The following is a 22441-nucleotide window of genomic DNA, read 5'->3' as shown; positions in this document are numbered from 1 at the left end:
ACAGACGTCAGCATTCTATGCGGTGCGGCGCGTAGCTCCCGACCGTGAGGCGGCACTCGATACGCGGCGGCGAACCTTAGCGCACGATCCCGTGTGGTAGACTGGCCGACGCCGAAAGGACATAACTCCATGCTTTTTGAGGTTGGCGAGACGGTCGTTTACCCCCACCACGGTGCGGCGACGATCGCGGAAGTGAAGACCCGAGTCATCAAAGGCGAAGAAAAGGTCTATCTCAAACTCCGAGTCACCCAGGGCGATCTGACCATCGAGGTTCCGGCCGACAACGTCGACCTCGTCGGCGTTCGCGACGTGATCGGCAAGGAAGGCCTCGAGCGCGTCTTCGACGTGCTGCGTGCCCCCTTCACCGAGGAGCCCACGAACTGGTCCCGCCGTTACAAGGCCAACCTCGAGAAGCTCGCCTCCGGCGACGTCATCAAGGTGAGCGAGGTCGTGCGCGACCTGTGGCGTCGCGACCAGGACCGCGGTCTCTCGGCCGGCGAGAAGCGCATGCTCGCAAAGGCGAAGCAGATCCTCGTCTCCGAGCTCGCGCTCGCCGAGAAGACCGACGAGGAGAAGGCCAGCGTCCTCCTCGAAGAGGTCCTCGCCTCCTGACCCCCGCATCGGGACGCTCGTGATCCATCCTGCGCCCCGTCGGGCGATCATCGTGGTCGCCGCCGGCTCCGGAACGCGGCTCGCCGCAGGCGCTCCGAAGGCCTTCGTGGGCCTCGGTTCGCACACGATCCTCCGACACGCCCTCGACGGGGTGTTCCATGCCCCCGAAGCGCAGGTCGTCGTCGTCGCCCCGGCAGATCGTGTCGGCGAAGCCGAGACCGATGCCCGCCTGGCGGCAGGCGACCGGTCCGATCTCGTGACGGTCGTCGCGGGGGGCGCCACCCGCCAGCAGTCGGTCGCCGCCGGCCTCGCGGCCCTCTGGGGCGATGTGGAGGTCGTGCTCGTGCACGATGCGGCCCGCGCCCTCACGCCCCCCGAGGTGTTCGCCCGCGTGTTCGCCGCGGTGGATGAGACCGGCTGGGGGATCGTGCCCGTGCTTCCGGTCATCGACACGATCAAGCGCGTCGACGGCCCGCACATCACGGGCGGAGTCGATCGTGCCGAGCTCGCGGCCGCGCAGACGCCGCAGGGGTTCCGACGCGACATCCTCACTCAGGCCTACGCCCTGGCCGACCGCGACCACACCGACGACGCCGCGGTGGTCGCCCAGGCCGGCCACCAGGTCGGCGTCGTCGACGGCGACGCGGCGTCGTTCAAGATCACGACGCCCGAAGACCTCGCGCGCGCCGAGCACCTTCTCCGGGGCGCAGCGGGGCCCGTGGCGACCGACCTTCCCCGAATCGGACTCGGCACCGACGTGCACGCGTTCGGGGGCGACGGCGAACTCTGGCTCGGCGGCATCGCGTGGCCGGGTGAGCAGGCGCTCGCGGGGCATTCCGACGGCGACGCGGTCGCGCACGCGATCGTCGACGCCCTGCTGGGCGCCGCGGGACTCGGTGACATCGGCACGCACTTCGGCACGTCGCATCCCGAGTACGCGGGCGCCCACGCCGACGTCTTCCTCGCGCGCACCCGTGCCCTGATCGGCGAGGCGGGCTGGCGGGTCGGCAATGTGTCGGTGCAGCTGCAGGCCAACCGCCCGCGCATCGGTGCGCGCCGAGCGGAGGCCGAGACGGCGCTGTCGGCGGCGCTCGGCGGCGCGCCGGTGACGCTGTCGGCAACCACGACCGACGGGCTGGGGTTCCCCGGGCGCGGTGAGGGCGTGCAAGCGATCGCCGTCGCGCTGATCGTGCCGGCGCGCTTCTGAGCGCGCCCACCGGGCGTCAGAGCGTGCGTGTCATGAAGATCGAGAACGGGTCCTCGCGGTAGTCGCCGAACGGCCCGGTGACAGCGAAGCCTTCGCTCTCATAGAGCCGCACCGCCGGGAGGAAGTCCGGGGTGCTTCCGGTCTCGAGCCACAGCGAGGAGAAGCCCCGGCTGCGCGACTCGGCGATCAGGTGCTGCAGCAGCGCGCGCCCGATGCCGCGCCCCAGGAACGCGGGCGCGACCCGCATCGACTTCAGCTCGCCCGAGACGTGGTCGATCGTGCGCAGCGCGCCGATGCCGGCGAGCTCGCCGTCGACGCGCGCCGCGAAGAACGAGATCGACGGATGCCGCAGCGCGCCCAGGTCGAGAGCGTGCACGCTCTCCGCGGGCGAGGTCGCGTGCATACCGTCCAGGTGCGCGACGATGAGCGCCTGCACGTCGGGCGAGGACAGGTCGTCGGGGAGGATGCTCAACGTGGTCACCGTCACGCCTCCGCTGCGAAAGGACGCGGTTCGCGACGGGCGCGCGATCCGGCGCTGAGCAGCACGAGTCCCGCCGCCAGCACGCACAGCCCGATCACGCCGCCGAGCGTGAGGTGCTCGCCGAGCACGAGGATGCCGAGAAGCGTTGCCGTGAGGGGCTCGGCGAGTGTCAGGGTCGCGGCGGTGGCCGCCGACATCCGCTCGAGACCCCAGGTGAACAGCACGTATGCCACCGCGATCGTCGCCACCCCGAGCCAGAGGGCCATCGCGACGCCCCGGGGATCGGCGAGCCACGCGAACGAGGCGAACGGCACCATCGCGAGAGCCGCGAGCGCCGAGGTGAGTCCCATGGCGCCCGCGACGGTGAACGGATCCCAGCCGTCGTCCATGAGCCGCCGCTGCGCGTTCGCGTACATCGCGAACGCGGCCCCGGCGCCGACGGATCCCACGACGCCGAGCGGGTCGACGGCCCCGGTGCCCTCGCCGCCGAGCGTGATGATCGCGACCCCCGCGAGCGCGAGCACCGTCGCCACCAGCCACACCGGTCGCGGGGCGCGTCGGCGCAGCATCCATTCGAGCAGTCCCGCGAGGACGGGGGCCGACCCGAGGGCGACGACCGTGCCGATCGCGACGCCGTTGCGCGAGGTGCCGAGGAAGAACAGCGGCTGATAGCCGGCGAGGCAGACGCCCGTGACCACCATGAGCAGGACCGCGCGCCGCGAGAGCCGGGGATTGCGGATGCCGCGGCGCGCCCGCGCCCGCGCCGCCAGCGCGAAGCCGGCCACCGCCAGCACGGTGCCGCCGACGAGCAGGCGCATCGCGCCGACGCCGAGCGGGGTGGTCCCCGCCGGGCCGAGCGCCTGTGATGTGCCGGTCGTGCCGAACAGCACGGCGGCGGCGAGGACGGCGAGAATGGCGGGCACGTCATCAGTTCTACCGGCTCCGGGGCGCGCGCCCGTGCGCCGGTAGGCTGGGACGGTGACTGTGAGGCTCTACGACACCAAGGCGCAGGCGTTGCGCGACTTCGTGCCGATCGACCCCTCCCACGTCACGATGTACGTCTGCGGCCCGACCGTGCAGTCCGGCCCCCACATCGGTCACGTGCGCGCGGCGCTGAGCTTCGACATCCTCCGTCGCTGGCTCGCGCACCGCTACGGCCGCGTCACCTTCGTGCGCAACGTCACCGACATCGACGACAAGGTGATCGCCAACGCGTCGGCTGCCGAACCCTGGTGGGCGCTGGCGTACCGCATGGAGCAGGAGTTCGCGGCCGCGTATGCCGCGGTCGGCATCCTCGCACCGACGTACGAGCCGCGTGCGACTGGCTCGATTCCGCAGATGATCGAGCTCATCGAGACGCTGATCGCGCGGGGGCACGCCTACGTGGCCCCCGACGGCTCGGGCGACGTCTACTTCGACGTGCGCTCGTGGCCGTCGTACGGCAGCCTCACCCGGCAGGGCCTCGACGCGATGGAGGCGGCCGCCGACGCCGACCCGCGCGGCAAGCGCGATCCGCACGACTTCGCTCTGTGGAAGGGCGCGAAGCCCGACGAGCCCGCCGACGCCACCTGGGGTGCGCCCTGGGGTGCGGGTCGCCCCGGGTGGCATATCGAGTGCTCGGCGATGTCGCGCCGCTACCTGGGCGGCGCCTTCGACATCCACGGCGGCGGACTCGACCTGCGCTTTCCCCATCACGAGAACGAACTCGCCCAGTCGACGGCCGCAGGCGACGCGTTCGCGACCTACTGGGTGCACAACGGCCTGGTGACTGTCGAGGGCCAGAAGATGTCGAAGTCGCTCGGCAACTTCGTGCTCGCCGCCGACGTGCTCGCCGAGCGGCCCTCGCTCGTCGTGCGCTACGCGCTCGCCGCCGCGCACTACCGCTCGAGCCTCGACATCTCCGACCGCGCGTTCGACGAGGCCGCGGCCGCACTCGACCGCATCGGCGCCTTCCGCACGCGGGTGCTGCGCACCCTCGGCGAGGTGCCCGACGCCGTGCTGCCCGCCGCTTTCGGCGCGGCCCTCGACGACGACCTCGGCGTGCCGCAGGCGCTCGCCGTGCTGCACGAGACCGTCCGGACCGGCAACGCCGCACTCGACGAGGGCGATCGGGATGCCGCGGCCACCGCGGCCGGCGCCGTGCTCGCGATGACCGCGGTGCTCGGCCTCGACGCGCCCGCCGACGGCGCCGGGCAGGGGGCCGCGGCATCCGCTCTCGACGTTCTCGTGCGTCAGCTCATCGACCAGCGCGCCCAGGCGCGCACCGACAAGGACTGGGCGGCCGCCGACCGCATCCGCGACGCGATCGCGGGAGCCGGCATCGCCCTCGAAGACACTCCCGACGGAACCCACTGGAGCATCGAATGACCAAGCCAGCAGGACGACCCGGCGCACGCAAGTCGCTGAAGAAGGGCGCCGTCAAGGGATCGGGCGGCCAAGGCCGCAAGGCTCTCGAGGGCAAAGGCCCCACCCCCAAGGCCGAGGACCGCGCCTGGCACGTCGCCGGCAAGCGCAAGGCGGCGCAGGAGCGCTACGCCGCCGCGGGCGGCAAGGGCAAGCCCGGCCAGCGGATCGCCGGCTCGAACCCCAACCGCGGCGGGCGCCCGAAGCAGAGCGACGACACCGAGACCGTCACCGGCCGCAATTCGGTGCTCGAGGCGCTGCGCGCACGCATCCCGGCGACCGCGTTCTACATCGCGCAGCGCGTCGAGATGGACGACCGCGTCAAGGAGATGCTGTCGATCGTGTCGCACCGCGGTATCCCCGTGCTCGAGGTCACCCGGCCCGAGCTCGACCGCATGGCGGGCTTCGACGGCGTGCACCAGGGCGTCGCGCTCAAGGTTCCGCCGTACGAGTACGCGCACCCGCAGGACCTCCTCGAGCAGGTCGTCGGCCGCGGCCAGACGCCGCTGTTCGTCGCGCTCGACGGCGTGACCGACCCGCGCAATCTGGGTGCCATCATCCGCTCGACGGCCGCCTTCGGCGGGCACGGCGTCATCATCCCGCAGCGCCGCAGCGCGGGCGTCAACTCGGCCGCCTGGAAGACGAGCGCCGGCGCCGCCGCCCGGGTGCCGGTGGCGCTCGCCGGCAACCTGACCGCCACGCTCAAGGAGCTCAAGAAGCAGGGCGTGTTCGTGCTCGGTCTCGACGGGGGCGGCGATGTGGCGCTTCCCGCGCTCGAGCTCGCCGACCGTCCCGTCGTGATCGTCATCGGCTCCGAGGGGGAGGGGCTGTCCCGGCTCGTCACCGAGACCTGCGACCAGATCGTGTCGATCCCGATCTCGGCGGCGACCGAGTCGCTGAACGCCGGCATCGCGGCATCCGTCGCGCTCTACCAGATCGCGACGATGCGGGGCGGGGCGGCCTGACACGGCAGGCGGCCCGCGCGGCCGGCGGCCTGACGCAGCCGACGGCCTGGCGGCCCGCCGCGGCGGGCGCGCGCCTCAGACGTGGACGCCGACGCGCAGCAGCAGGTCGAGGTTGTGGCGGCCGCGCTCGAGCTCGCCCGCCTCGATGCGCCGGGCGATCTCGACGACGTGGGCGTTGACCGGGGCGGCCTCGCCCACCCGCTCGAGTACATCGACGACGAGGCCGTTGACCTCTCGGTACTCCGAGTGGCGGCCCTTCATCCAGTCGTGCAGCACCGTGGTGCGGGTGTCGGGCAGCGAGTACTTGTCGAGCACCTCGCCGAGCAGGTCGGCCGCGTACTGATCGGGACCGGTGACCTGGTCGTGCGTGAGACCGAAGATGGGCACGAGCGTCGACCCGTCGGCCACGGCGGCTCGCGCCGCCTCCTTGCCGCACTCGATCATGAACTCGTGGACACCGGGCATCCGCACGGCGTCGTACAGCGTCTCGTCGAGGATGGCCGACGGCACGAGCTCGCCGGCGTTGGCGACGAGCTTCATCCACTTCGACGAGCGGATGTCGGCGGACACCTCCACGACCCCCGCGTGCCGCAGCACCGCCTGCACCTCGTGCGCGCGTGCCTGCGCGGAGGGCACGATGCCGCCCACCGCGAACCACGAGTTCTCGGGCGCGTTCTGGCGGGTCACGACACCGGGCTCGAACATGTTCGAGGCCATCTCGATGACCGCGCCGATCGTGCGCTCGGCGCCCACGATCTCAGCGATGTCGTCGAGCGACATGCCGTTCTGCAGCCCCACCACGAGGCCGTCGGGGGCGAGGTGCGGGGCGATGAGCTCGACGGCCCATCGGGTGTCGTACGCCTTGACCAGCACGAACACGATGTCGAACGGCGCGCGCAGCGTCGCGACCTCGCACAGGTGGAGGGCGTCGACGGGCGTGTTCTGCGTCTCGGTGGGCAGGTGCACGGTGATGCCGTTCGCGCGCATCGCCTCGACGTGGGCGGGCCACTGCTCGATGAAGGTCACGTCGAGGCCGGCACGGATCAGATCGGCACCGATACCGGCGCCCTGAGCGCCGGTTCCGACGAAGGCGATGCGGGGAGAGGACATGCGTGCTCCTTTGCGACGGGTCAGCTCGACTGTACAGGGTGTTAAGCAATACGCAACAGCGCGAGATTGTCGGGATGCGCCTCGCGCACCCCCTGCTCGATCTCGTGCGCGACGGCGACGATGCGCGCGTTGACCGGCGTCGCGACGCCGACGCGCGCGCCCTCGGCGACGACTGTGCCGTTGATGTCGTCGACCTCGCTGTGACGGCCCTTGGTCCAGTCCTGCAGTACCGTGGTCGTGGCCCCGGGGCGCACGAACCCTGTGTAGAGCGTGTCGAGCAGGGTCGAGACGACAGCGTCGGGCCGGCGGAGGGCATCGGCGCTCAGGCCGAAGATCGGCAGGATGTCGCGCCCCGCCGCCGCCCCCACGAGACGCGCCTCCTCGCCCGCGGCGAGCATGACCTCCCGCATGCCCTCCACCAGGACGGCGTCGGCCATGGGGAGCCCGAGGATCGCGGTCGGCACGAGCACCGTCGCATTGCTGATGAGCTTCATCCACTTCGTCGAGAGGATGTCCTCGACCACCTCGACGCGGCCGGCCTCACGCAGCAGCGCGGCGACCTCCTCCTCCCGCCCTGACGCGGCGGAGCGCGGGAGCGCGCCGACCGCGAACCACGACTGGTCGGTGTCGGAATAGCGCGTCACCCGTCCGGGCTCCGTCATCGCCGAGGACACCTCGATGACCGTCCCCATCGTGCGGTCCGCTCCCACCACGTCGGCGATCGCCGCCGTGGACATGCCGTTCTGCACCCCTGCGACGAGGCTCGTCGGCCGCAGGTGGGGACGGATGAGCTGCGCCGCCCAGCGCGAGTCGTAGGCCTTCACGAGCATCAGGACCACATCGAACGGATGCCGCTGCTCCGCGAGTTCGCACAGGTGCAGCACCGGCGGATCGACGTGCACGGTGCGGTGCGGCGTCTCGATCGTCAGGCCGTCGGCGCGCATCGCCTCGACGTGCGCCGGCCACTGCTCGACGAGCGTGACATCGTGTCCGGAGAGCAGCAGGTCGGCACCGATGGAGGCGCCGTTCGCTCCGGAGCCGAGGATGGCGATGCGGGTCATGGGGGTCTCCTTCGACGGCTTCGGCACTGAAGTCTGAATGAACACTCGGGCCCGAGTACTGGACAAATGCCCACATTCGTGGTCAAAGTGTAAATCAACGCTGAACATTCTCGAAGAGGAGAACTCATGAGCGACCCGACCGCCCATGCCGAGGACTTCACGCCCGGCCGGCCTCTCGTCATCCGCAACACCACCGTCATCACCGTCGACACGCCCGGCGTCATCCGCGACGGCGACGTGCTCGTCGTCGATGACCGCATCGCCGCCGTCGGCCCTCGCCTCGAGGTGCCCGACGGCACCGTCGAGATCGACGGCAGCGGCGGCATCCTCATGCCCGGGATGGTGGACACCCACCGCCACATGTGGCAGACGGCGCTGCGCGGCTACGGCGGCGACTGGGCGCTGAGCCAGTACTTCGTCTTCTACTACCTGCAGCACGGCGAGGTGTTCCGTCCCGAGGACATCTACGCCGGCAACCTGCTCAGCGCCCTCGAGTCGGTGGACGTCGGCGTCACCACGACCCTCGACTGGTCGCACGCTCTGCGCACCCCCGACTACGCGGATGCCGCGGTCGCGGCATTCCGGGAGATCCCGGGAAGGTTCGTGCTCGGTTACGGCAACTACCTCGGGGCGCCGTGGGAGTGGAGCGCGGATCCGGCCGTGCGTCGGTGGATCGACGACCTCCCGCGCACCGACCTGCTCGGGCTCGAGCTCGCCTTCGACGTGCCCGACTCCGACGACTTCCCCGAGCGCGCCGCGTTCGACTTCGCGCGCGACCGCGGCATCCGGGTCACCACCCACGCCGGAGTGTGGGGCGCGACCGGAGACGTGGGCATCCGCAACATGTACGACGCGGGAGTCATGACCGATCAGATCACCTACGTGCACTCCGCCAGCCTCGGCGCCGAGAGCTACCAGAAGATCGCCGCGACCGGCGGCACGGTCTCGGTCGCCACCGAGTCGGAGCAGAGCGCGGGCCAGGGGTATCCCTCGACCTGGGAGATCCGCAAGTACGGCATCCCGGCCTCCCTCTCGATGGACACGAGTGTCTGGTGGAGCGCCGACTTCTTCTCGGCCATGCGCGCCACGCTCAGCTCCGACCGCTCCCGCGACCACCTCGAAGCCCACCGCCGCGGCGAGACCGTCAACGTCAACCGGCTGCGCGCCGAGGACGTCGTGTGGATGGCGACCATGGGCGGCGCGCTCTCGCTCGGAATGTCCGACCTGATCGGCTCGATCACGCCGGGCAAGAAGGCCGACCTCGTGCTGCTGAAGAACGATCAGTCGCCCACGATGACGCCGATCCTCAACCCGCACGCGCACGTCGTCTACCAGGCCGGCACCGCCGACATCCACACGGTCGTGATCGACGGCCGTGTCGTGAAGTACCGGGGAACGCGCATCGACCTCGACATCGCGCCCGCCCGCGACGCCGTCGCCGCATCGGTCGACTACGTGCGCTCCCAGCTCGGCGAGGCCGCCTGGGAGGAAGGGATGCACCCGCCGCTCGACCCCGAAGCCCCCATCGACAACCCCTACCAGTACCAAGAGGACTGACCGCCCGACATGATCCTGCATCTCGCCACCTTCCACTGGAACGACGACGTCACCGACGACGATGTGACCGCGCTCACCGACGCCCTCACCGAGATGGCGCAGGGCATTCCCGAGCTGCGGGGCTATCGCTGCGGGCCGAACCTGCATCTGCGTCCGCAGGGCGCCGACTACGGCGTCGCCGCTCTCGTCGACGATGCCGCCGGCCTCGACGCGTACCTCGACTCCCATGCGCACGGCGAGGTGTACCGCACCCTGCTCGGACGCATGATCGCCTCGCGCGGCGCCGTGCAGCTCGAGGTGCCCGCCGGGGCGCGACTGTGACCGCGATGCGCGCGGGCGTGCTGCACGCCGCCGGCGATCTGCGCATCGAGGATCGGACCGTGCCCGACCCGGGCCCGGGGGAGGTCCTCGTGCGCGTCTCGGTGTGCGGGGTGTGCGGCAGCGATGCGACGGAGTACGACCGGGGGCCGCAGCTCACCGAGCTGCCCGTCACCCTCGGGCACGAGTTCGCGGGCACGGTGGAGCAGGTGGGCGCCGGTGTCGACCTCGCCGTCGGCGCGCGGGTCGTCTGCGGTGCCGGCATCTCGTGCGGCACCTGCAAGCCGTGCCGCGCCGGCCGCACGAATCTGTGCCGGTCGTACCGCACGGCCGGGCTGCAGCGTGACGGCGGTCTCGCCCAGTACGCGGTCGTGCCCGCCGGCATCCTGCTCGACGTCAGCGCCTCGCCACTCGCGTCCGACACGCTCGGGCTCGCGCAGCCGATGGCGATCGCCGTGCACGCGGTGCGGCGCAGTGGACTCTCGGCCGGCGACGATGCCGTGATCGTCGGAGTCGGAGGGATCGGCGCCTTCCTCACGGTCGCCGCCGCGGCCACCGGCGCCAGGGTGCTCGTGGTCGACCTCAACGCCGACCGTCTCGAGCTCGCCGTGCGCCTGGGCGCACAGGAGACGCTCGTCGCCGGCACCGCCACCCTCGCCGACCGTGTCGCCGAGCTCGGGATGGACGTCGATGTGTTCTTCGAGGTCAGCGGCTCGAAGGCCGGCTGGGAGTCCGTCATCGACGCGGCGCACCCGGGCGCGACGATCGTCCCGGTCGGGATTCAGAAGGGCGAGCCGCCCGCGGCGCTCGCGCACTGGACGCTCGCCGAGCTCACCATCGTCGGCACTGTCGCCCACGTGATGGCCGCCGACCTCCCCGACGCTGTGCGCCTGCTCGAATCCCGCGCCGACTGGAGCGACATCGCCGAGACCGTGCTGCCGCTCGACGAGGTCGTCAGCGGCGGCCTCGTGCCGCTCATCGCCGGTGCGCCCCTCCAGACCAAGACCCTGATCGACCCGTGGATCGACGCGCCCCGCACGGCACGTCACGAAAGGACCCCCGCATGACCGCCCGCACACTGATCCGAGGCGCCGCCGTGGTCTCGATGGACGACTCCATCGGCGACCTCCCCCGTGGCGACATCCTCATCGAGGACGGCACGATCGTCGCCGTCGGACAGGGCCTTGATCAGGTCGACGCGGACATCATCGAGGCCGGGCACATGATCGCGATGCCGGGCATGGTCGACACCCACCGGCACACCTGGCAGACGGCGCTGCGCGGCATCCTCGCTGACGGCAACATCCCCGACTACCTCAGGGGCATCCGCCTGCAGATGGCACCGCGCTATCGCGCCGAGGACATGTACGTCGGCAACTACCTGGGTGCGCTCGACTGCCTGAACGCGGGGGTGACGAGTCTCGTCGACTACTGCCACAACATCCTCGACCCGGACGGAGCGCACGCCGCTGTCACGGGGCTTCTGGACGCCGGCATCCGTGGCCTGTACGGGCACGGCATGACCCCCGTCGTCGAGAACACCTGGTCGGAGAGCCGCGGCGGCGCCGAGTCGGGGGAGGAGTCGGGGAGCTATCCGGCGCGTGCGGCGCTCGCGCGCGAGATCAAGTCGACCTACTTCTCGTCCGACGGCGTGCTGCGGTTCGGCCTCGTGCCCCAGGAGCTCGCGATCACGCCCGCCGCCGAGGTGGTGCGCGAGTTCGCGTTCGCCCGCGAGCTCGGCGCTCGGATGACGCAGCATGCGAACCAGGTGATCGTGCGGCAGCTGTTCTCGGATGTCGCGGTGATGCACCGCCACGATCTGCTCGGCGACGATCTGCTGCTCGTGCACTGCACGTTCAACACGCCCGAGGAGTGGAAACTGCTCGAGGGCACCGGCACGATGGTCTCGGTCTGCGCCGAGACCGAGATGCAGATGGGCATGGGCTATCCGCGTATCGCCGAGGCGACGCGCCATACGCCGGGGCCGAGCCTCGGCATCGACTGCGTGAGCGGCGACGCCGGCGACATGATCTCGCACGCCCGTCTCGTGCTGCAGGCGACGCGGTACCGATCAGATGAGCCCGGCTACGAGCGGATGGTGGCCCCGCAGCAGATGCTGTGGACCACCCGCGACGCGCTGCGCTGGCTGACGATCAACGGTGCGAAGGCGGCCGGCGTGGACGACGTCGTGGGGTCGCTCAGCCCCGGCAAGCGCGCCGACGTGGTGCTGCTCGACATGAGCGGGGTTAGCCAGGCGGGCTGGAACCGGCGGGACCCCGCGGGGGCGATCATCTCGCAGGCCCACGCCGGGCTCGTCGACACGGTGCTCGTCGACGGTCGCGTCGTCAAGCGCGACGGGCGCCTCGTGCACGTCGACCTCCCGGCGGCGATGCGCCGAATGGATGCCTCGCAGGGCTACCTCTACGACCAGATGGATGCGAACGGCGGCTTCATCCCGCAGCCGCCCATCGACATCCCGCTGTATCGCGAACGCGCCTGACGCCCTCAACTGCGCCAGTGTCAAGGCTCACTGAACATTAGTGTTCAGTGAACCTTGACACTGTGCAGTGAGGCTATTAGCGTGGCGACAGCACACTCACACGTGAGCCGACCAAGGGGGATCGGCGCACCGGCACCTGGAGTCAATGAAGACTATGAGCACCCGCACCCTGCTCCGCGGCGGAACCGTCATCACCTCGGCCCGCGCGGGAGAAGTCCTTCCCGACACGGACATCCTGATCTCCGCGGACGGCACGATCGAGGCCATCGGCCACGGGCTGTCCGTGGACGACGCCGAGGTGATCGACGTCACCGGACGCATCGTCCTGCCCGGCTTCGTCGACACCCACCGCCACACCTGGCAGTCGGTCGTGCGGAACGTGGCATCCGACTGGTCACTCACCGAGTACCTCGCCGGACTCCACACCGGGCTCTCGAAGTTCTTCCGGCCCGAGGACACCTACACGGGCAACTACCTCGGTGCCCTCGAAGCGCTCGACGCCGGCATCACGACCCTCGTCGACTGGTCGCACAACCTCGCGACCCCGGCCCACGCGGATGCCGCGGTGCAGGCCCTCACCGACACCGGCATGCGCGCCGTGTTCGCGCACGGCGGCGGCAACAAGCAGTGGGGCGCCCCGCTCCCGTCGCCTAACAACCACCCGGCCGAGGACGCCCGGCGCCTGCGGGAGACGGTGTTCAGCAGTAACACGGGACTCGTCACGATGGCCCTCGCCCTGCGCGGCCCGCAGTTCGTGACCCCCGAGGTCAACCGGCACGACTTCGCGCTCGCCGACGAACTCGACCTGCGCGTGACCGTGCACGTCGGCGACGGCTACTGGGGGAAGTCCGGCCCCATCCGCAAGCTGAAGGACGACGGGCTGCTCTCGGACCGCATCACCTACGTGCACTGCTGCACACTCGGCGACGACGAGCTGCAGATGATCGCCGACAGCGGCGGCACCGCCTCCTGCGCCCCCGACGTCGAGATGCAGATGGGACACGGATACCCCGCCACCGGACGTCTGCTGCAGCACGGCATCCGCCCCACCTTCTCCATCGACGTCTGCTCGAGCAACGGCGGAGACATGTTCGGCACGATGCGCACCGCCATCGGCATGCAGCGCGCCCTCGACAACGCCCCCGCCGTCGAGACCGGCGAGGTCGTCGAGCGCATCGGCCTCAGCGTCAACGACGTGCTGCAGTTCGCCACGATCGACGGCGCGCACGCCGCGGGCCTCGACCACCTCACCGGATCGCTCGTCGTCGGAAAGGCCGCTGACATCGTCGTGCTCGACGACCGGGCTCTTGCGATGACCCCGATGAACAACCCCATCGGCGCCGTCGTCTACAACGCCCACCCCGGGCTCGTGCGCGACGTGTTCGTGCAGGGCCGGCGCGTGAAGAAGGACGGTCAGCTCGTCGGTGTCGACTACGCGGCGCTGCGCTCCCGCGCCGAGGCCTCGCGCGACTACATCGTCGGAGAGTGGCCCGAGGCGCACCTCGACGGCTCGTGGCACCCCGACCTCACTGTGCAGTCATGACCACCGTGAACGAACCGGCGGAGGTGCGCACGCGCACGGCGCCGGTGGACCGCCGACCCCTCCTCGCCGAGGTGCTGTCGTGGCCGGGCACCCGCGCGTTCATCGCCGTGGCGCTGCTCTTCGCCATCAGCCCGCTCATCGCCCCCGGCAGCGTGGGCACGACGGCGATCGTCTCGATGCTCCCCTTCGCCGCGCTCACGGCGATCGTGGCCATCGGCCAGACCCTCGTCATCCAGCAGGGCGGGCTCGACCTGTCGATCCCCGGCGCCGTGACTCTCGGTGCGCTCATCGCGGCCAAGTTCGGGGCCGACTGGGGGCTCACCACCGCGGTCATCGTCGCGATCGTCGCGACCTCGCTGTTCGGCCTGCTCAGCGGAGTGGTGATCACCGTCTTCGGTCTTCCGCCTCTCGTCGTCACGATCGCCAGCAACGCCCTCATGATCGGCGCCGTCCAGGCGGTCTCGGGCGGATTCGGCGCCCAGTCGGTTCTGGAGCTCAGCAACTTCGCGCTCAGCCGACTCTGGGGCATCCCAGTGCTGACCTTCTTCGCCGTCGCGATCGTCGTGATCATCCACCTCGTCGTCAAGGGCACGCGCGTCGGGCGCCGGTTCGAACTCGTCGGCGAGAACCCGCGCAGCGCTGCGAACATCGGGATCGCGACGCGGGCCTACACGATCAGCGCCTACTGGCTCGCCGCCGCCCTCGCGGCCGGTGCCGGGGTGCTGCTCGCCGGTCTGCTGCGCTCGCCGACCCTGACAGCCGGCAACGACTACCTCCTGCCCTCGATCGCCGCCGTCGTGCTCGGCGGTACCGCCCTCACGGGCGGGAAGGGGAGCTTCATCGGCACCGCGCTGGGTGCGCTCTTCCTCGCCCAGCTCGGCCAGCTCGTGCAGACCTTCACGCAGGCAACCGCCGTGCAGAACATCGTCCAGGCGCTGATCATCGGCGTCGGGATCGTCGCCCAGCTCGAGCTGGGCGGCACGTCGGCGAGGCTGCGACGCCTCGTCCGGCGTCAGAAGTGACCCGTCGCACCCACCCCCACCACCAGTGAACTCAATGAGGAGTGTGCAGTGAATCGCATCATCAAGCGACGTCGCGTCGCCGCAGCAGCGGCCGCGTCACTCGCGATCGTCGCCACAGCGCTCGCGGGCTGTTCGTCCACGAACGCCAGTTCGACCAGCGCCACGGCCGGGAACCTCCAGGCCAACATCGCCGCCGGCTCGGTCGGAACCGTGTCCCAGTTCGCCGACATGTCGAGCATCTGCACCGCCAACGCGAAGCCGATGACCGTCGGTGTCGTCGACGGCGGCGGCACGAACAGCTGGTCGAAGACCGTTCTCGCCGAGATCAAGTCCGAAGCCGCGAAGTGCAAGGCGATCACCAGCGTCGACTACGTCGCGGGATCGTTCGATCTCGAGAAGACGACGTCCGGAATCACGAGCCTCGCATCGAAGGGCACGAACATCATCCTCGTGATCCCCGACGCCGGGCCCGGCGACGCCCACCTGCCGGCCATGCGCCAGGCGACCCAGGCCGGATCCTACGTCGTGGCGTTCGCCTCGGACCCGAACGGCAAGGCCGGCACCGACTACCTCGACTACACCGACCAGTCCCCGCAGTTCGTCGGCAAGTCGTGGGCGCAGTGGGTCGTCGACCGTCTCGGCTCAGCCGGCGGCAACGTCGTCTTCCTCGGCGGACCCTCCGGCGTGGCGGTGTCCTCGCAGGAGTTCGAGGGTGTCAAGGAGGTCGTCGCGGCCAACCCGCAGATCAAGCTCCTCAACTCCGAGCCCGTCGTCACCAACTGGGACCCGGCTCAGGCGCAGCAGGCCATGGCGGGACTTCTCGCCCAGTACCCGAAGATCGACGCGGTCATCGCCGACTACGGCGCATCCGCAGCAGGTGTCATCCGCGCCTACCAGGCCGCGGGCATCTCGGTGCCGCTGCTGACCTCGACCGACGACAACTCGCTCTCGTGCGGCTACGACGCGCTGAAGAAGACCAACCCGAGCTACGAGCTGGCGACCGTGTCGTCGCGCACGTGGATCGGCCGCGTCGCCCTTCGCAAGGCCGTCGCCGCCTTCCAGGGGACGAGCGACACCGAGCCCTCGATCTACCAGCTCGCGCTCTATGAGGACTCGACCGGCCAGACGTCGGGATCGATCGCACCCGACAAGGCGTGCCTCGCGTCGGCGCCGCCGGACGCGACGCCGTCCACGCTCCTGACCCCTGCTGAGATCACGCAGCTGTTCGGCTGACGACACGAAGGATTCCGACGATGACTGAACCCGCCCTCGTTCTCACGGGGATCACCAAGTCCTATCCCGGCGTGCGCGCCCTCGACGATGTGAGCGTCGAGATCGCACCGGGGAGGGTCCACGCGATCCTCGGCGAGAACGGGGCGGGCAAGTCGACCCTCGTCGGAGTCGCCGCGGGGTCGGTCGTGCCGGACACCGGCACGATCGGCCTCGCCGGCCGGGAGTTCTCCCGGATCCAGACCGCGGATGCGCGGGAGAACGGTCTCGCGATCGTCTACCAGATCCCCGCGCTCGCCCCCTCCCTCACGGTGGTCGACGCCGTGCTCCTGCTCCTCCCCGCTTCGAAGCGCCCCCGACGCCGGGGCGCGGCGGCGTGGCTCAAGGCCCACTTCGAGAAGCTCGGTCTCGAGATCGATCCTCAGGCGACGATCTCGACCCTCTCGCTGCGCGAGGCGCACCTCATCGAGATCGCCGCCGCGCTCGCATCCGACCCCCGCATCCTCGTGCTCGACGAGCCGACCGAAGCGCTCGGTCCCGACGAGACCCGCTGGCTGTTCGACCGTGTGAGCGAGTTGCTCGCCGACGGTGTCGCGGTCGTCTACATCACCCACCGCATCCCCGAGGTCATCGAGATCGCGACCGATCTGACGGTGCTGCGCGACGGCCGCGTCGTCGGACGCGGCAGCGTCTCCGACTACAGCGCGGACGAGATCGTCGAGCTCATCGTCGGACGCTCTCTGGAGACGACCTTCCCCGACAAGTCGGGGCCGGATGCCGACGGCACTCCGCTCCTCGAGGTGCTCGGCCTCGGTGGCCCGGGCTATCGAGACATCTCGTTCGCCGCGATGCCCGGACAGATCGTCGGACTCGCCGGCGTCGAGGGCAACGGCCAGCGCGCCGTGCTGCGCGGCCTCGCCGGCCTGGGATCGACCGCCGGCCGTGTGCTCCTGTCCGGCCGGCCGCTCGATGTGCGCTCCGCCCGCACCGCGGTGCGCGACGGCGTCGTGTTCCTTCCCGGCGATCGCATCGGCGAGGCGATGTTCGGCAAGATGTCGGTTCGCGAGAACGTCATCGCCCCCTCGATCGCCGAGGCGATGCCCACCGGCTTCGTCGACCGTCGTCGTGAGTACGCGCTCACCCGCACGGCGATCGCCGGTCTCGCCGTGAAGACCCCCACCCTCGAGACTCCTGTCGCCAGCCTCTCCGGCGGCAGTCAGCAGAAGGTGCTTCTGGCCCGCGCGCGCCTCGGCGAACCGAAAGTGCTCCTCGTCGAGGACCCGACGCAGGGCGTCGACGCCGGGGCGCGCGTGGAGATCTACGCCGTGCTGCGCTCGATGGCGGCGGATGGAGTCGCGGTGGTCGTGCTCTCGACCGACGCGGTCGAGCTCGAGGGTCTCTGCGACCGGGTCGTCGTGTTCTCCCGTGGCCAGGTGCAGGACACCTTCACGGGTGCCGCCGTCACCGAGCGCGCGATCACGGGCGCTGCGGTGATGTCCGAGACCGGTTCGGTCGCGACGGTCAGCGCGGTCCCGCGGCGTCGCCGCATCCCTCTGGCGGTGCGCGGCGAGCTGCAGGCCGGCGCCCTGCTGGTGCTGACGGTGCTGCTGGGAATGGCGACGACGTTCTTCTCGACGGCGTTCCTCAGCCCTCTCAACATGTCCCAGCTGCTCGCCAGCTCCTCGGTGCTGATCCTCGTGGGCCTCGCTCAGCTGGTCGTGGTCATGACCGGTGGCATCGATCTGTCGATCGGATCGGTGCTCGCTCTCTCGACCGTCGTCATCTCGTTCTTCGGCGGAGGCGGAATCGGGCTGTTCCTCTTCGGGGTGGTGCTCGCGCTCGTCGCGGGGCTCGCCGTCGGCCTCGTCAACGGTCTGCTTGTGACGCGACTGAACCTGCCGCCGGTCATCGCGACCCTCGTCACCTCGATCGCCGTCGTCGGCGCCGCGCAGGTGCTGCGTCCGAGTCCGGGCGGATCGGCGTCGAACGACATCATGGTGCTGATCGGCACCGCAGTGGCGGGCATCCCGCTCGTGCTCGCGATCGCGATCGTGCTCGCCGTCGTCATGTGGTTCGTGATCCAGCGCACACGTCTGGGGCGCGGTTTCCGCGCCGCGGGATCCGATGCGGTGAAGGCGAACCGCATGGGAGTGAACGTGCGGTCGATGCGGCTGCTGGCCGCGACATCCGCCGGCGTCATCGCGGCCATCGCCGGGCTCGCGCTGTACTCGAAGACCGGCATCGGTGACGCTAACACCGGTCAGGCGCTCACCCTCACCTCGGTGACGGCGATCGTCATCGCCGGGGCGAGCATCTTCGGCGGGTCGGGCTCGGCGCTGGCCGTCGCGGCGGCAGGTCTGCTGCTGCAGACGATCACGAACGCGCTGGCCTACCTCTCGCTGGGCCTCGCCTGGCAGTACTGGGTGCAGGGCGTGTTCGTGCTGATCGCGGCGATCCTGCCGATGATCGCGCAGCTGCGCCGCCGGTCCGCCCCGCCACGGGGACTGTGATGGATGCCGCGGGCTCAGCCGTGCAGGTCGTCCATCGCCCGCAGCACGTCGACGGCCGACGCCAGCTGCTCGCCGCGCCCGGCCTCTCCGGGAGCGGTCGGCATGGCCTGGTTCTGCTGGCGTCGGCCGACGACGAACCAGATGCCGCGGGCGGGGACGTCGCCGCGGTTCGAGTAGAGGTGCGGGCGCACCGAGTCGAACTGCAACGAGTCGCCGGCGTGCAGCGTGAAGGTGTCGAAGTCGAGCTGCAGGGTGAGCTCTCCCTCGATGAGGTAGGCGTACTCGATGCCCGAGTGGCGCATCAGTTTGCCCTCGATGGAGCTGGTCGCGCCGGGTGCGTAGGTCACGAGCAGCGCGTCGGCGGGCCCGCCCTCGCCGACGGCGAGTCGCTCCCAGATGACGCCGTTCTCCATCTCGAGCACGGGGTTCTCGTCACCGCGCTGCACGGCGGGCTTGACGGTGCCGGACGGCCGGAAGATCGGCGTGACCGGAGCCTCGTCGACGGCGGTCGCGCTCACGCCGAGCAGCTCGTCCATCGAGACGCCCAGGTGGCTCACGATCGCGTACAGGGTGGACACGCTGGGCTGGGTCTTGCCTGTCTCGACCTGCGAGATGAGAGATGCCGAGACGCCGAGGGCCTGGGCCACGCTGCGCAGGCTGAGGCCTCGTTCGAGTCGGGCGTCGCGGATCCGCGCGCCGATGTCCTCGGTGGTCATACGTCCTCCAGGGGGTGCTCATCGCGTCGGCGGTGGCCGCGGCATCCAGTCATGGCGTACACGAGCCGATGCGCCCGACAATACACCGCATAAGCGTTAACTTAAACTGCACAATGTACACTTTTACTAAACACTGTGTGTTTGCAACTGACAGGAGAACTCGATGAAGAGTACGGGCACGACGGGCACAAACGCCGTCGACTGGGAGCAGCGCGTGGACTTCGATCGGCTTCGCGACGCGCGACTCACGCGTCTGCGCGCCGAACTCGACCGCAGCGACGTGGGTGCGGTGCTGGCGTTCGACTTCTCCAACATCCGATACATGACCGCGACGCACATCGGCACCTGGGCCATGGACAAGCTCATCCGCTTCTCGTTGCTGACCCGCCGCACCGACCCCATCTCGTGGGACTTCGGCTCCGCCGCCAAGCACCACCAGCTCTACAACCCCTGGCTCGACGTCACGAGCATGGAGATGGACGCCGACCCCAATGCCCCGCACGAGGGTGCCAAGCGCCCGCGACTGGAGTCCGGTGCGCGCGCCGGCATCTCGACCCTGCGTGGCGCGTTCAGCCCCGATGCGGAGATCGCCGAGAAGGTCGCGAAGAAGATCAAGCGCGAGTTGGAGAAGTTCGGTCTCGCCCACGAGCCGCTCGGCGTCGACGTGATCGAGCTGCCGATCCTCTTCGCCCTCCAGCGCGAGGGCATCCAGGTCGTCGACGGCCAGCAGATCTTCATGGAGGCCCGACGGGTCAAGACGGGCGACGAGATCCGGCTCCTCACCCAGGCCGCCTCGATGGTGGATGCGGCCTACGACGAGCTGTACCGGTTCCTGCGGCCGGGCGTGCGCGAGAACGAGGCCGTCGGGCTCGTGGCGAAGACCCTCTACGACCTCGGCTCCGAGTACGTCGAGGGAGTGAACGCGATCTCGGGCGAGCGCTGCTCGCCGCACCCGCACGTCTTCTCCGACCGCATCATCCGGCCGGGCGACCCCGCCTTCTTCGACATCCTGCACAGCTTCAACGGCTACCGCACCTGCTACTACCGCACCTTCGCGGTCGGGTCGGCCTCGTCGGCGCAGCGGGATGCCTACACGCGTGCCCGGGAGTACATGGATCGCGCGATCGCCCTCGTGCGCCCGGGCGCGACCACCGCCGACATCGTGTCGGTGTGGCCGACCGCGCAGGAGTTCGGCTTCCCCGACGAAGAGGCGGCCTTCGCGCTGCAGTACGGACACGGCGTGGGGCTCTCGATCTGGGAGAAGCCGATCTTCAGCCGTCTCGTGTCGCTCGATCACCCGGAAGTGCTCGAGGAGGGGATGGTCTTCGCCCTCGAGACCTATTGGCCCTCTGCCGACGGCTGGGGTGCGGCCCGCATCGAGGAGGAGGTCGTCGTCACGGCCACCGGCTGCGAGGTCATCACGAAGTTCCCCGCGGAGGAGCTCATCGTCGCGGGCAAGCGCTACTACTCCGTCGACGGCATCCTGCCAACCGTGCGCGACCCGCAGTCGCACCTCAACACGGTATGGGGTCGGGGAGAGGCGTAGGCGATGTCGCAGCGCACCATCCTCGTCGTCGGCGGCACCTCGGGCATCGGCCTCGAGCTCGCGCGCACCCTCCTCGCCCGCGGCGATCGCGTGATCATCACGGGGCGTGATGCGGCCCGGGCGGCCGAGATCGCCGAGGGTCTCGGACCGGATGCCGCGTCCCTCGCCCTCGACATCTCGGAGCCCGAGCAGATCGCGCCCGCGCTCGCCGGAGTCGGTGCGATCGACGGGCTCGTGCTCGCCGCGATCGAGCGCGACGCGAACACCATCGCGGACTACGACATCGCGCGGGCGCGACGCCTCGTGACCCTCAAGCTCGTCGGCTACGCGGAGACCGTGCACGCGTTGCTGGATCGGCTGACCCCGAGCGTCGGCACCGGCATCGTGCTCTTCGGCGGTCGCGCGAAGGACCTGCCCTATCCCGGCTCGACCACGGTGTCGACGATCAACGGCGGCGTCGAGGGACTCACGCACACCCTCGCTCTCGAGCTCGCCCCGATCCGTGTGAACGCGCTGCACCCGGGGATCATCGGCGACAGCCCGTTCTGGGCGGGCAAGCCCGACGGCGTTCTGGACGCCTACCGGTCACGCACGCCGGGCGGCGAGCTCGCCACGGTGGCCGACGTGGTCGGCACCGTCGAGTTCCTGCTCGACAACCGCGGGGTCTCCGGTACCAGCCTTTACGTCGATCGGGGCTGGACCCTCACCTGAACCGGGAGGTCACGCCGAGCGCGTGACCTCCGCGATCGCCGACCAGTCGAGGTCTCGCAGCGACGGGTCGGCGATCGCGCGTTCGAACACTCCGTGCAGCGCGGCCGCGGTCGGCATCTCTAGCCCGACGGATGCGGCGGCGGCCTCCGCCAGGCGCAGGTCCTTGAATCCGAGCGACATGTGGAAGCCGGGCGGGGAGTAGCGGCGCTGGGCGATCACGTCGCCGTAGATCGAGTACGCGGGCGCGGCGAACAACGAGTGGGTGAGCAGGTCGACGAACGCGGATGCCTCGACCCCGTGCCGTTCGACGAGTGCGACGGATTCGCCGATGGCCTGCATCGCATGGATGAGGTCGTAGTTGACGGCGATCTTGACGATGTTGGCGGTGCGCGGCACGGCTCCGAACTCCCAGATGCGGGCCGCGAGAGATGCGAGCGCGGGGCGGGCGGTCTCGATCGCCGCGGGATCGCCGGCCGCGAGGATGTTGAGCTGTCCCGCCGCCGCCACCGGGTAGCGTCCGAGCACCGGCGCCGAGACGTAGCCGGCGCCGGCCGCTGCTGCCCGCGCCGCGAGCAGGTCGGCCGTGTCGGGGCTCAGCGAGGCGGCGTTCACGTGCACGTGGCCTCGTGCGGCGCCGAGGGCGTCCTCGGTGAGCACGGCCTCGGCGGCCGCGTCGTCAGCGAGCATCGAGATCGACACGGGTGCCCCGAGCGCATCTGCAGGGGATGCCGCGGCCACCGCTCCGGCGGCGACGAGCTCGGCGACCGGGGCATCCGATCTGTTCCAGACGGTCACGCGGTGCCCGGTCTCGAGGAGGCGGCCGGCCATCGCGCGGCCCATCGTGCCGAGTCCGAGGAATCCGATGTCGGTCATGCTGTGCGTCTCCGTGGGCGTCGGGCGGGCGGCGCGCGGCGGCGCGACCGGCCGCGGTCAGGGGGTGGGGCGGAAG

The 22441-nt window shown here is 70.5% G+C and carries 20 protein-coding genes; 14 read left to right on the top strand and 6 right to left on the bottom strand.

The genetic code is table 11. The annotated features are described in order from the left end of the window. Positions 1 to 129 precede the first annotated feature (129 nt). Complete coding sequence (locus FFS51_RS12120; protein ID WP_045246754.1) at positions 130 to 612, top strand: CarD family transcriptional regulator; 483 nt, start codon at positions 130 to 132, stop codon at positions 610 to 612. Positions 613 to 631: 19 nt separating this feature from the next. Continuing rightward, positions 632 to 1819, top strand: coding sequence for a 2-C-methyl-D-erythritol 4-phosphate cytidylyltransferase (ispD, locus tag FFS51_RS12115; protein WP_249352717.1), 1188 nt, complete (start codon positions 632 to 634; stop codon positions 1817 to 1819). Between the two features lie 16 nt (positions 1820 to 1835). Here ispD and FFS51_RS12110 read toward each other — a convergent pair whose 3' ends face one another. Both FFS51_RS12110 and FFS51_RS12105 read right to left on the bottom strand, forming a co-directional pair. After that, entirely contained in the window at positions 1836 to 2300 is a 465-nt protein-coding gene (locus FFS51_RS12110) for a GNAT family N-acetyltransferase (protein WP_048809297.1), read from the bottom strand. Positions 2301 to 2302: 2 nt separating this feature from the next. Then, on the bottom strand, positions 2303 to 3223 hold the full coding sequence (locus FFS51_RS12105) for a DMT family transporter (protein WP_056519160.1): 921 nt from the start codon (positions 3221 to 3223) through the stop codon (positions 2303 to 2305). A 55-nt stretch (positions 3224 to 3278) separates the two neighbouring features. Here FFS51_RS12105 and cysS point away from each other — a divergent pair, with 55 nt between their 5' ends. Both cysS and rlmB read left to right on the top strand, forming a co-directional pair. Continuing rightward, a complete protein-coding gene (gene cysS / locus FFS51_RS12100) occupies positions 3279 to 4667 on the top strand; it encodes a cysteine--tRNA ligase (RefSeq protein WP_137878498.1) in 1389 nt (462 codons plus the stop codon). Then, on the top strand, positions 4664 to 5668 hold the full coding sequence (gene rlmB, locus FFS51_RS12095; RefSeq protein ID WP_045246749.1) for a 23S rRNA (guanosine(2251)-2'-O)-methyltransferase RlmB: 1005 nt from the start codon (positions 4664 to 4666) through the stop codon (positions 5666 to 5668). The genes cysS and rlmB overlap by 4 nt, the downstream gene beginning before the upstream one ends. Before the next feature lie 75 nt (positions 5669 to 5743). Here rlmB and FFS51_RS12090 read toward each other — a convergent pair whose 3' ends face one another. Together FFS51_RS12090 and FFS51_RS12085 are read right to left on the bottom strand one after the other, a co-directional pair. Beyond that, on the bottom strand, positions 5744 to 6778 hold the full coding sequence (locus tag FFS51_RS12090) for a ketopantoate reductase family protein (RefSeq protein ID WP_137878497.1): 1035 nt from the start codon (positions 6776 to 6778) through the stop codon (positions 5744 to 5746). A 41-nt stretch (positions 6779 to 6819) separates the two neighbouring features. Continuing rightward, positions 6820 to 7839, bottom strand: coding sequence for a ketopantoate reductase family protein (locus tag FFS51_RS12085; protein ID WP_137878496.1), 1020 nt, complete (start codon positions 7837 to 7839; stop codon positions 6820 to 6822). Positions 7840 to 7965: 126 nt separating this feature from the next. Between FFS51_RS12085 and FFS51_RS12080 the strand changes: the two genes are divergently transcribed. From FFS51_RS12080 to FFS51_RS12045, 8 genes are all read left to right on the top strand, one after another. Beyond that, entirely contained in the window at positions 7966 to 9396 is a 1431-nt protein-coding gene (locus tag FFS51_RS12080) for an amidohydrolase family protein (RefSeq protein WP_137878495.1), read from the top strand. A 9-nt stretch (positions 9397 to 9405) separates the two neighbouring features. After that, positions 9406 to 9717 (top strand): Dabb family protein, encoded by a 312-nt coding sequence (locus FFS51_RS12075; RefSeq protein WP_137878494.1) that lies wholly within the window; start codon positions 9406 to 9408, stop codon positions 9715 to 9717. A 5-nt stretch (positions 9718 to 9722) separates the two neighbouring features. Beyond that, positions 9723 to 10781: a zinc-dependent alcohol dehydrogenase gene (locus tag FFS51_RS12070; protein ID WP_249352719.1), complete on the top strand. Its 1059-nt coding sequence runs from the start codon at positions 9723 to 9725 to the stop codon at positions 10779 to 10781. Next, positions 10778 to 12214 (top strand): amidohydrolase family protein, encoded by a 1437-nt coding sequence (locus FFS51_RS12065; protein WP_137878492.1) that lies wholly within the window; start codon positions 10778 to 10780, stop codon positions 12212 to 12214. The genes FFS51_RS12070 and FFS51_RS12065 overlap by 4 nt, the downstream gene beginning before the upstream one ends. A gap of 154 nt (positions 12215 to 12368) precedes the next feature. Then, entirely contained in the window at positions 12369 to 13757 is a 1389-nt protein-coding gene (locus FFS51_RS12060; protein ID WP_056210273.1) for an amidohydrolase family protein, read from the top strand. After that, positions 13754 to 14779 (top strand): ABC transporter permease, encoded by a 1026-nt coding sequence (locus tag FFS51_RS12055; protein WP_056210271.1) that lies wholly within the window; start codon positions 13754 to 13756, stop codon positions 14777 to 14779. Before FFS51_RS12060 ends, FFS51_RS12055 begins: the two co-directional genes overlap by 4 nt. A 48-nt stretch (positions 14780 to 14827) precedes the next feature. Next, entirely contained in the window at positions 14828 to 16012 is a 1185-nt protein-coding gene (locus FFS51_RS12050; RefSeq protein WP_137878491.1) for a substrate-binding domain-containing protein, read from the top strand. A gap of 20 nt (positions 16013 to 16032) precedes the next feature. Beyond that, the gene (locus FFS51_RS12045) at positions 16033 to 18519 is read left to right on the top strand and encodes an ATP-binding cassette domain-containing protein (protein WP_137878490.1); all 2487 of its coding nucleotides are present in this window, start codon (positions 16033 to 16035) and stop codon (positions 18517 to 18519) included. Positions 18520 to 18533: 14 nt separating this feature from the next. Here FFS51_RS12045 and FFS51_RS12040 read toward each other — a convergent pair whose 3' ends face one another. Then, positions 18534 to 19235, bottom strand: a complete 702-nt coding sequence (locus FFS51_RS12040) for a helix-turn-helix domain-containing protein (RefSeq protein ID WP_082483256.1) — start codon at positions 19233 to 19235, stop codon at positions 18534 to 18536. Positions 19236 to 19398: 163 nt separating this feature from the next. Between FFS51_RS12040 and FFS51_RS12035 the strand changes: the two genes are divergently transcribed. Together FFS51_RS12035 and FFS51_RS12030 are read left to right on the top strand one after the other, a co-directional pair. After that, complete coding sequence (locus FFS51_RS12035) at positions 19399 to 20781, top strand: M24 family metallopeptidase (protein ID WP_137878489.1); 1383 nt, start codon at positions 19399 to 19401, stop codon at positions 20779 to 20781. A 3-nt stretch (positions 20782 to 20784) separates the two neighbouring features. Continuing rightward, positions 20785 to 21492 (top strand): SDR family NAD(P)-dependent oxidoreductase, encoded by a 708-nt coding sequence (locus FFS51_RS12030; RefSeq protein ID WP_137878488.1) that lies wholly within the window; start codon positions 20785 to 20787, stop codon positions 21490 to 21492. Between the two features lie 9 nt (positions 21493 to 21501). On the opposite strand, the gene FFS51_RS12025 is transcribed toward FFS51_RS12030, so the two are convergent. Continuing rightward, positions 21502 to 22365 carry an NAD(P)-dependent oxidoreductase gene (locus tag FFS51_RS12025; protein ID WP_137878487.1) on the bottom strand — a complete coding sequence of 288 codons (864 nt, stop codon included), beginning with the start codon at positions 22363 to 22365 and terminating at the stop codon, positions 21502 to 21504. Positions 22366 to 22441 lie beyond the last annotated feature (76 nt).

The organism is Microbacterium sp. 4NA327F11 (assembly GCF_005503465.1).
In the GTDB taxonomy this organism is placed as follows: domain Bacteria; phylum Actinomycetota; class Actinomycetes; order Actinomycetales; family Microbacteriaceae; genus Microbacterium; species Microbacterium ginsengisoli.
The sequence above is the reverse complement of the archived record's forward strand: the minus strand, read 5'-3'. Positions and strand labels throughout refer to the sequence as shown.

What these genes read in the sequence shown, in the direction of transcription:
- FFS51_RS12080 (WP_137878495.1), top strand. Translation starts at nt 7,966, where the DNA reads ATGAGCGACCCGACCGCCCATGCCGAGGACTTCACGCCCGGCCGGCCT.
- FFS51_RS12035 (WP_137878489.1), top strand. Translation starts at nt 19,399, where the DNA reads ATGAAGAGTACGGGCACGACGGGCACAAACGCCGTCGACTGGGAGCAG.
- FFS51_RS12075 (WP_137878494.1), top strand. Translation starts at nt 9,406, where the DNA reads ATGATCCTGCATCTCGCCACCTTCCACTGGAACGACGACGTCACCGAC.
- FFS51_RS12070 (WP_249352719.1), top strand. Translation starts at nt 9,723, where the DNA reads ATGCGCGCGGGCGTGCTGCACGCCGCCGGCGATCTGCGCATCGAGGAT.
- FFS51_RS12060 (WP_056210273.1), top strand. Translation starts at nt 12,369, where the DNA reads ATGAGCACCCGCACCCTGCTCCGCGGCGGAACCGTCATCACCTCGGCC.
- FFS51_RS12065 (WP_137878492.1), top strand. Translation starts at nt 10,778, where the DNA reads ATGACCGCCCGCACACTGATCCGAGGCGCCGCCGTGGTCTCGATGGAC.
- FFS51_RS12040 (WP_082483256.1), bottom strand. Translation starts at nt 19,235, where the DNA reads ATGACCACCGAGGACATCGGCGCGCGGATCCGCGACGCCCGACTCGAA.
- FFS51_RS12090 (WP_137878497.1), bottom strand. Translation starts at nt 6,778, where the DNA reads ATGTCCTCTCCCCGCATCGCCTTCGTCGGAACCGGCGCTCAGGGCGCC.
- FFS51_RS12055 (WP_056210271.1), top strand. Translation starts at nt 13,754, where the DNA reads ATGACCACCGTGAACGAACCGGCGGAGGTGCGCACGCGCACGGCGCCG.
- FFS51_RS12030 (WP_137878488.1), top strand. Translation starts at nt 20,785, where the DNA reads ATGTCGCAGCGCACCATCCTCGTCGTCGGCGGCACCTCGGGCATCGGC.
- FFS51_RS12025 (WP_137878487.1), bottom strand. Translation starts at nt 22,365, where the DNA reads ATGACCGACATCGGATTCCTCGGACTCGGCACGATGGGCCGCGCGATG.
- rlmB (WP_045246749.1), top strand. Translation starts at nt 4,664, where the DNA reads ATGACCAAGCCAGCAGGACGACCCGGCGCACGCAAGTCGCTGAAGAAG.
- FFS51_RS12045 (WP_137878490.1), top strand. Translation starts at nt 16,033, where the DNA reads ATGACTGAACCCGCCCTCGTTCTCACGGGGATCACCAAGTCCTATCCC.
- FFS51_RS12085 (WP_137878496.1), bottom strand. Translation starts at nt 7,839, where the DNA reads ATGACCCGCATCGCCATCCTCGGCTCCGGAGCGAACGGCGCCTCCATC.
- FFS51_RS12120 (WP_045246754.1), top strand. Translation starts at nt 130, where the DNA reads ATGCTTTTTGAGGTTGGCGAGACGGTCGTTTACCCCCACCACGGTGCG.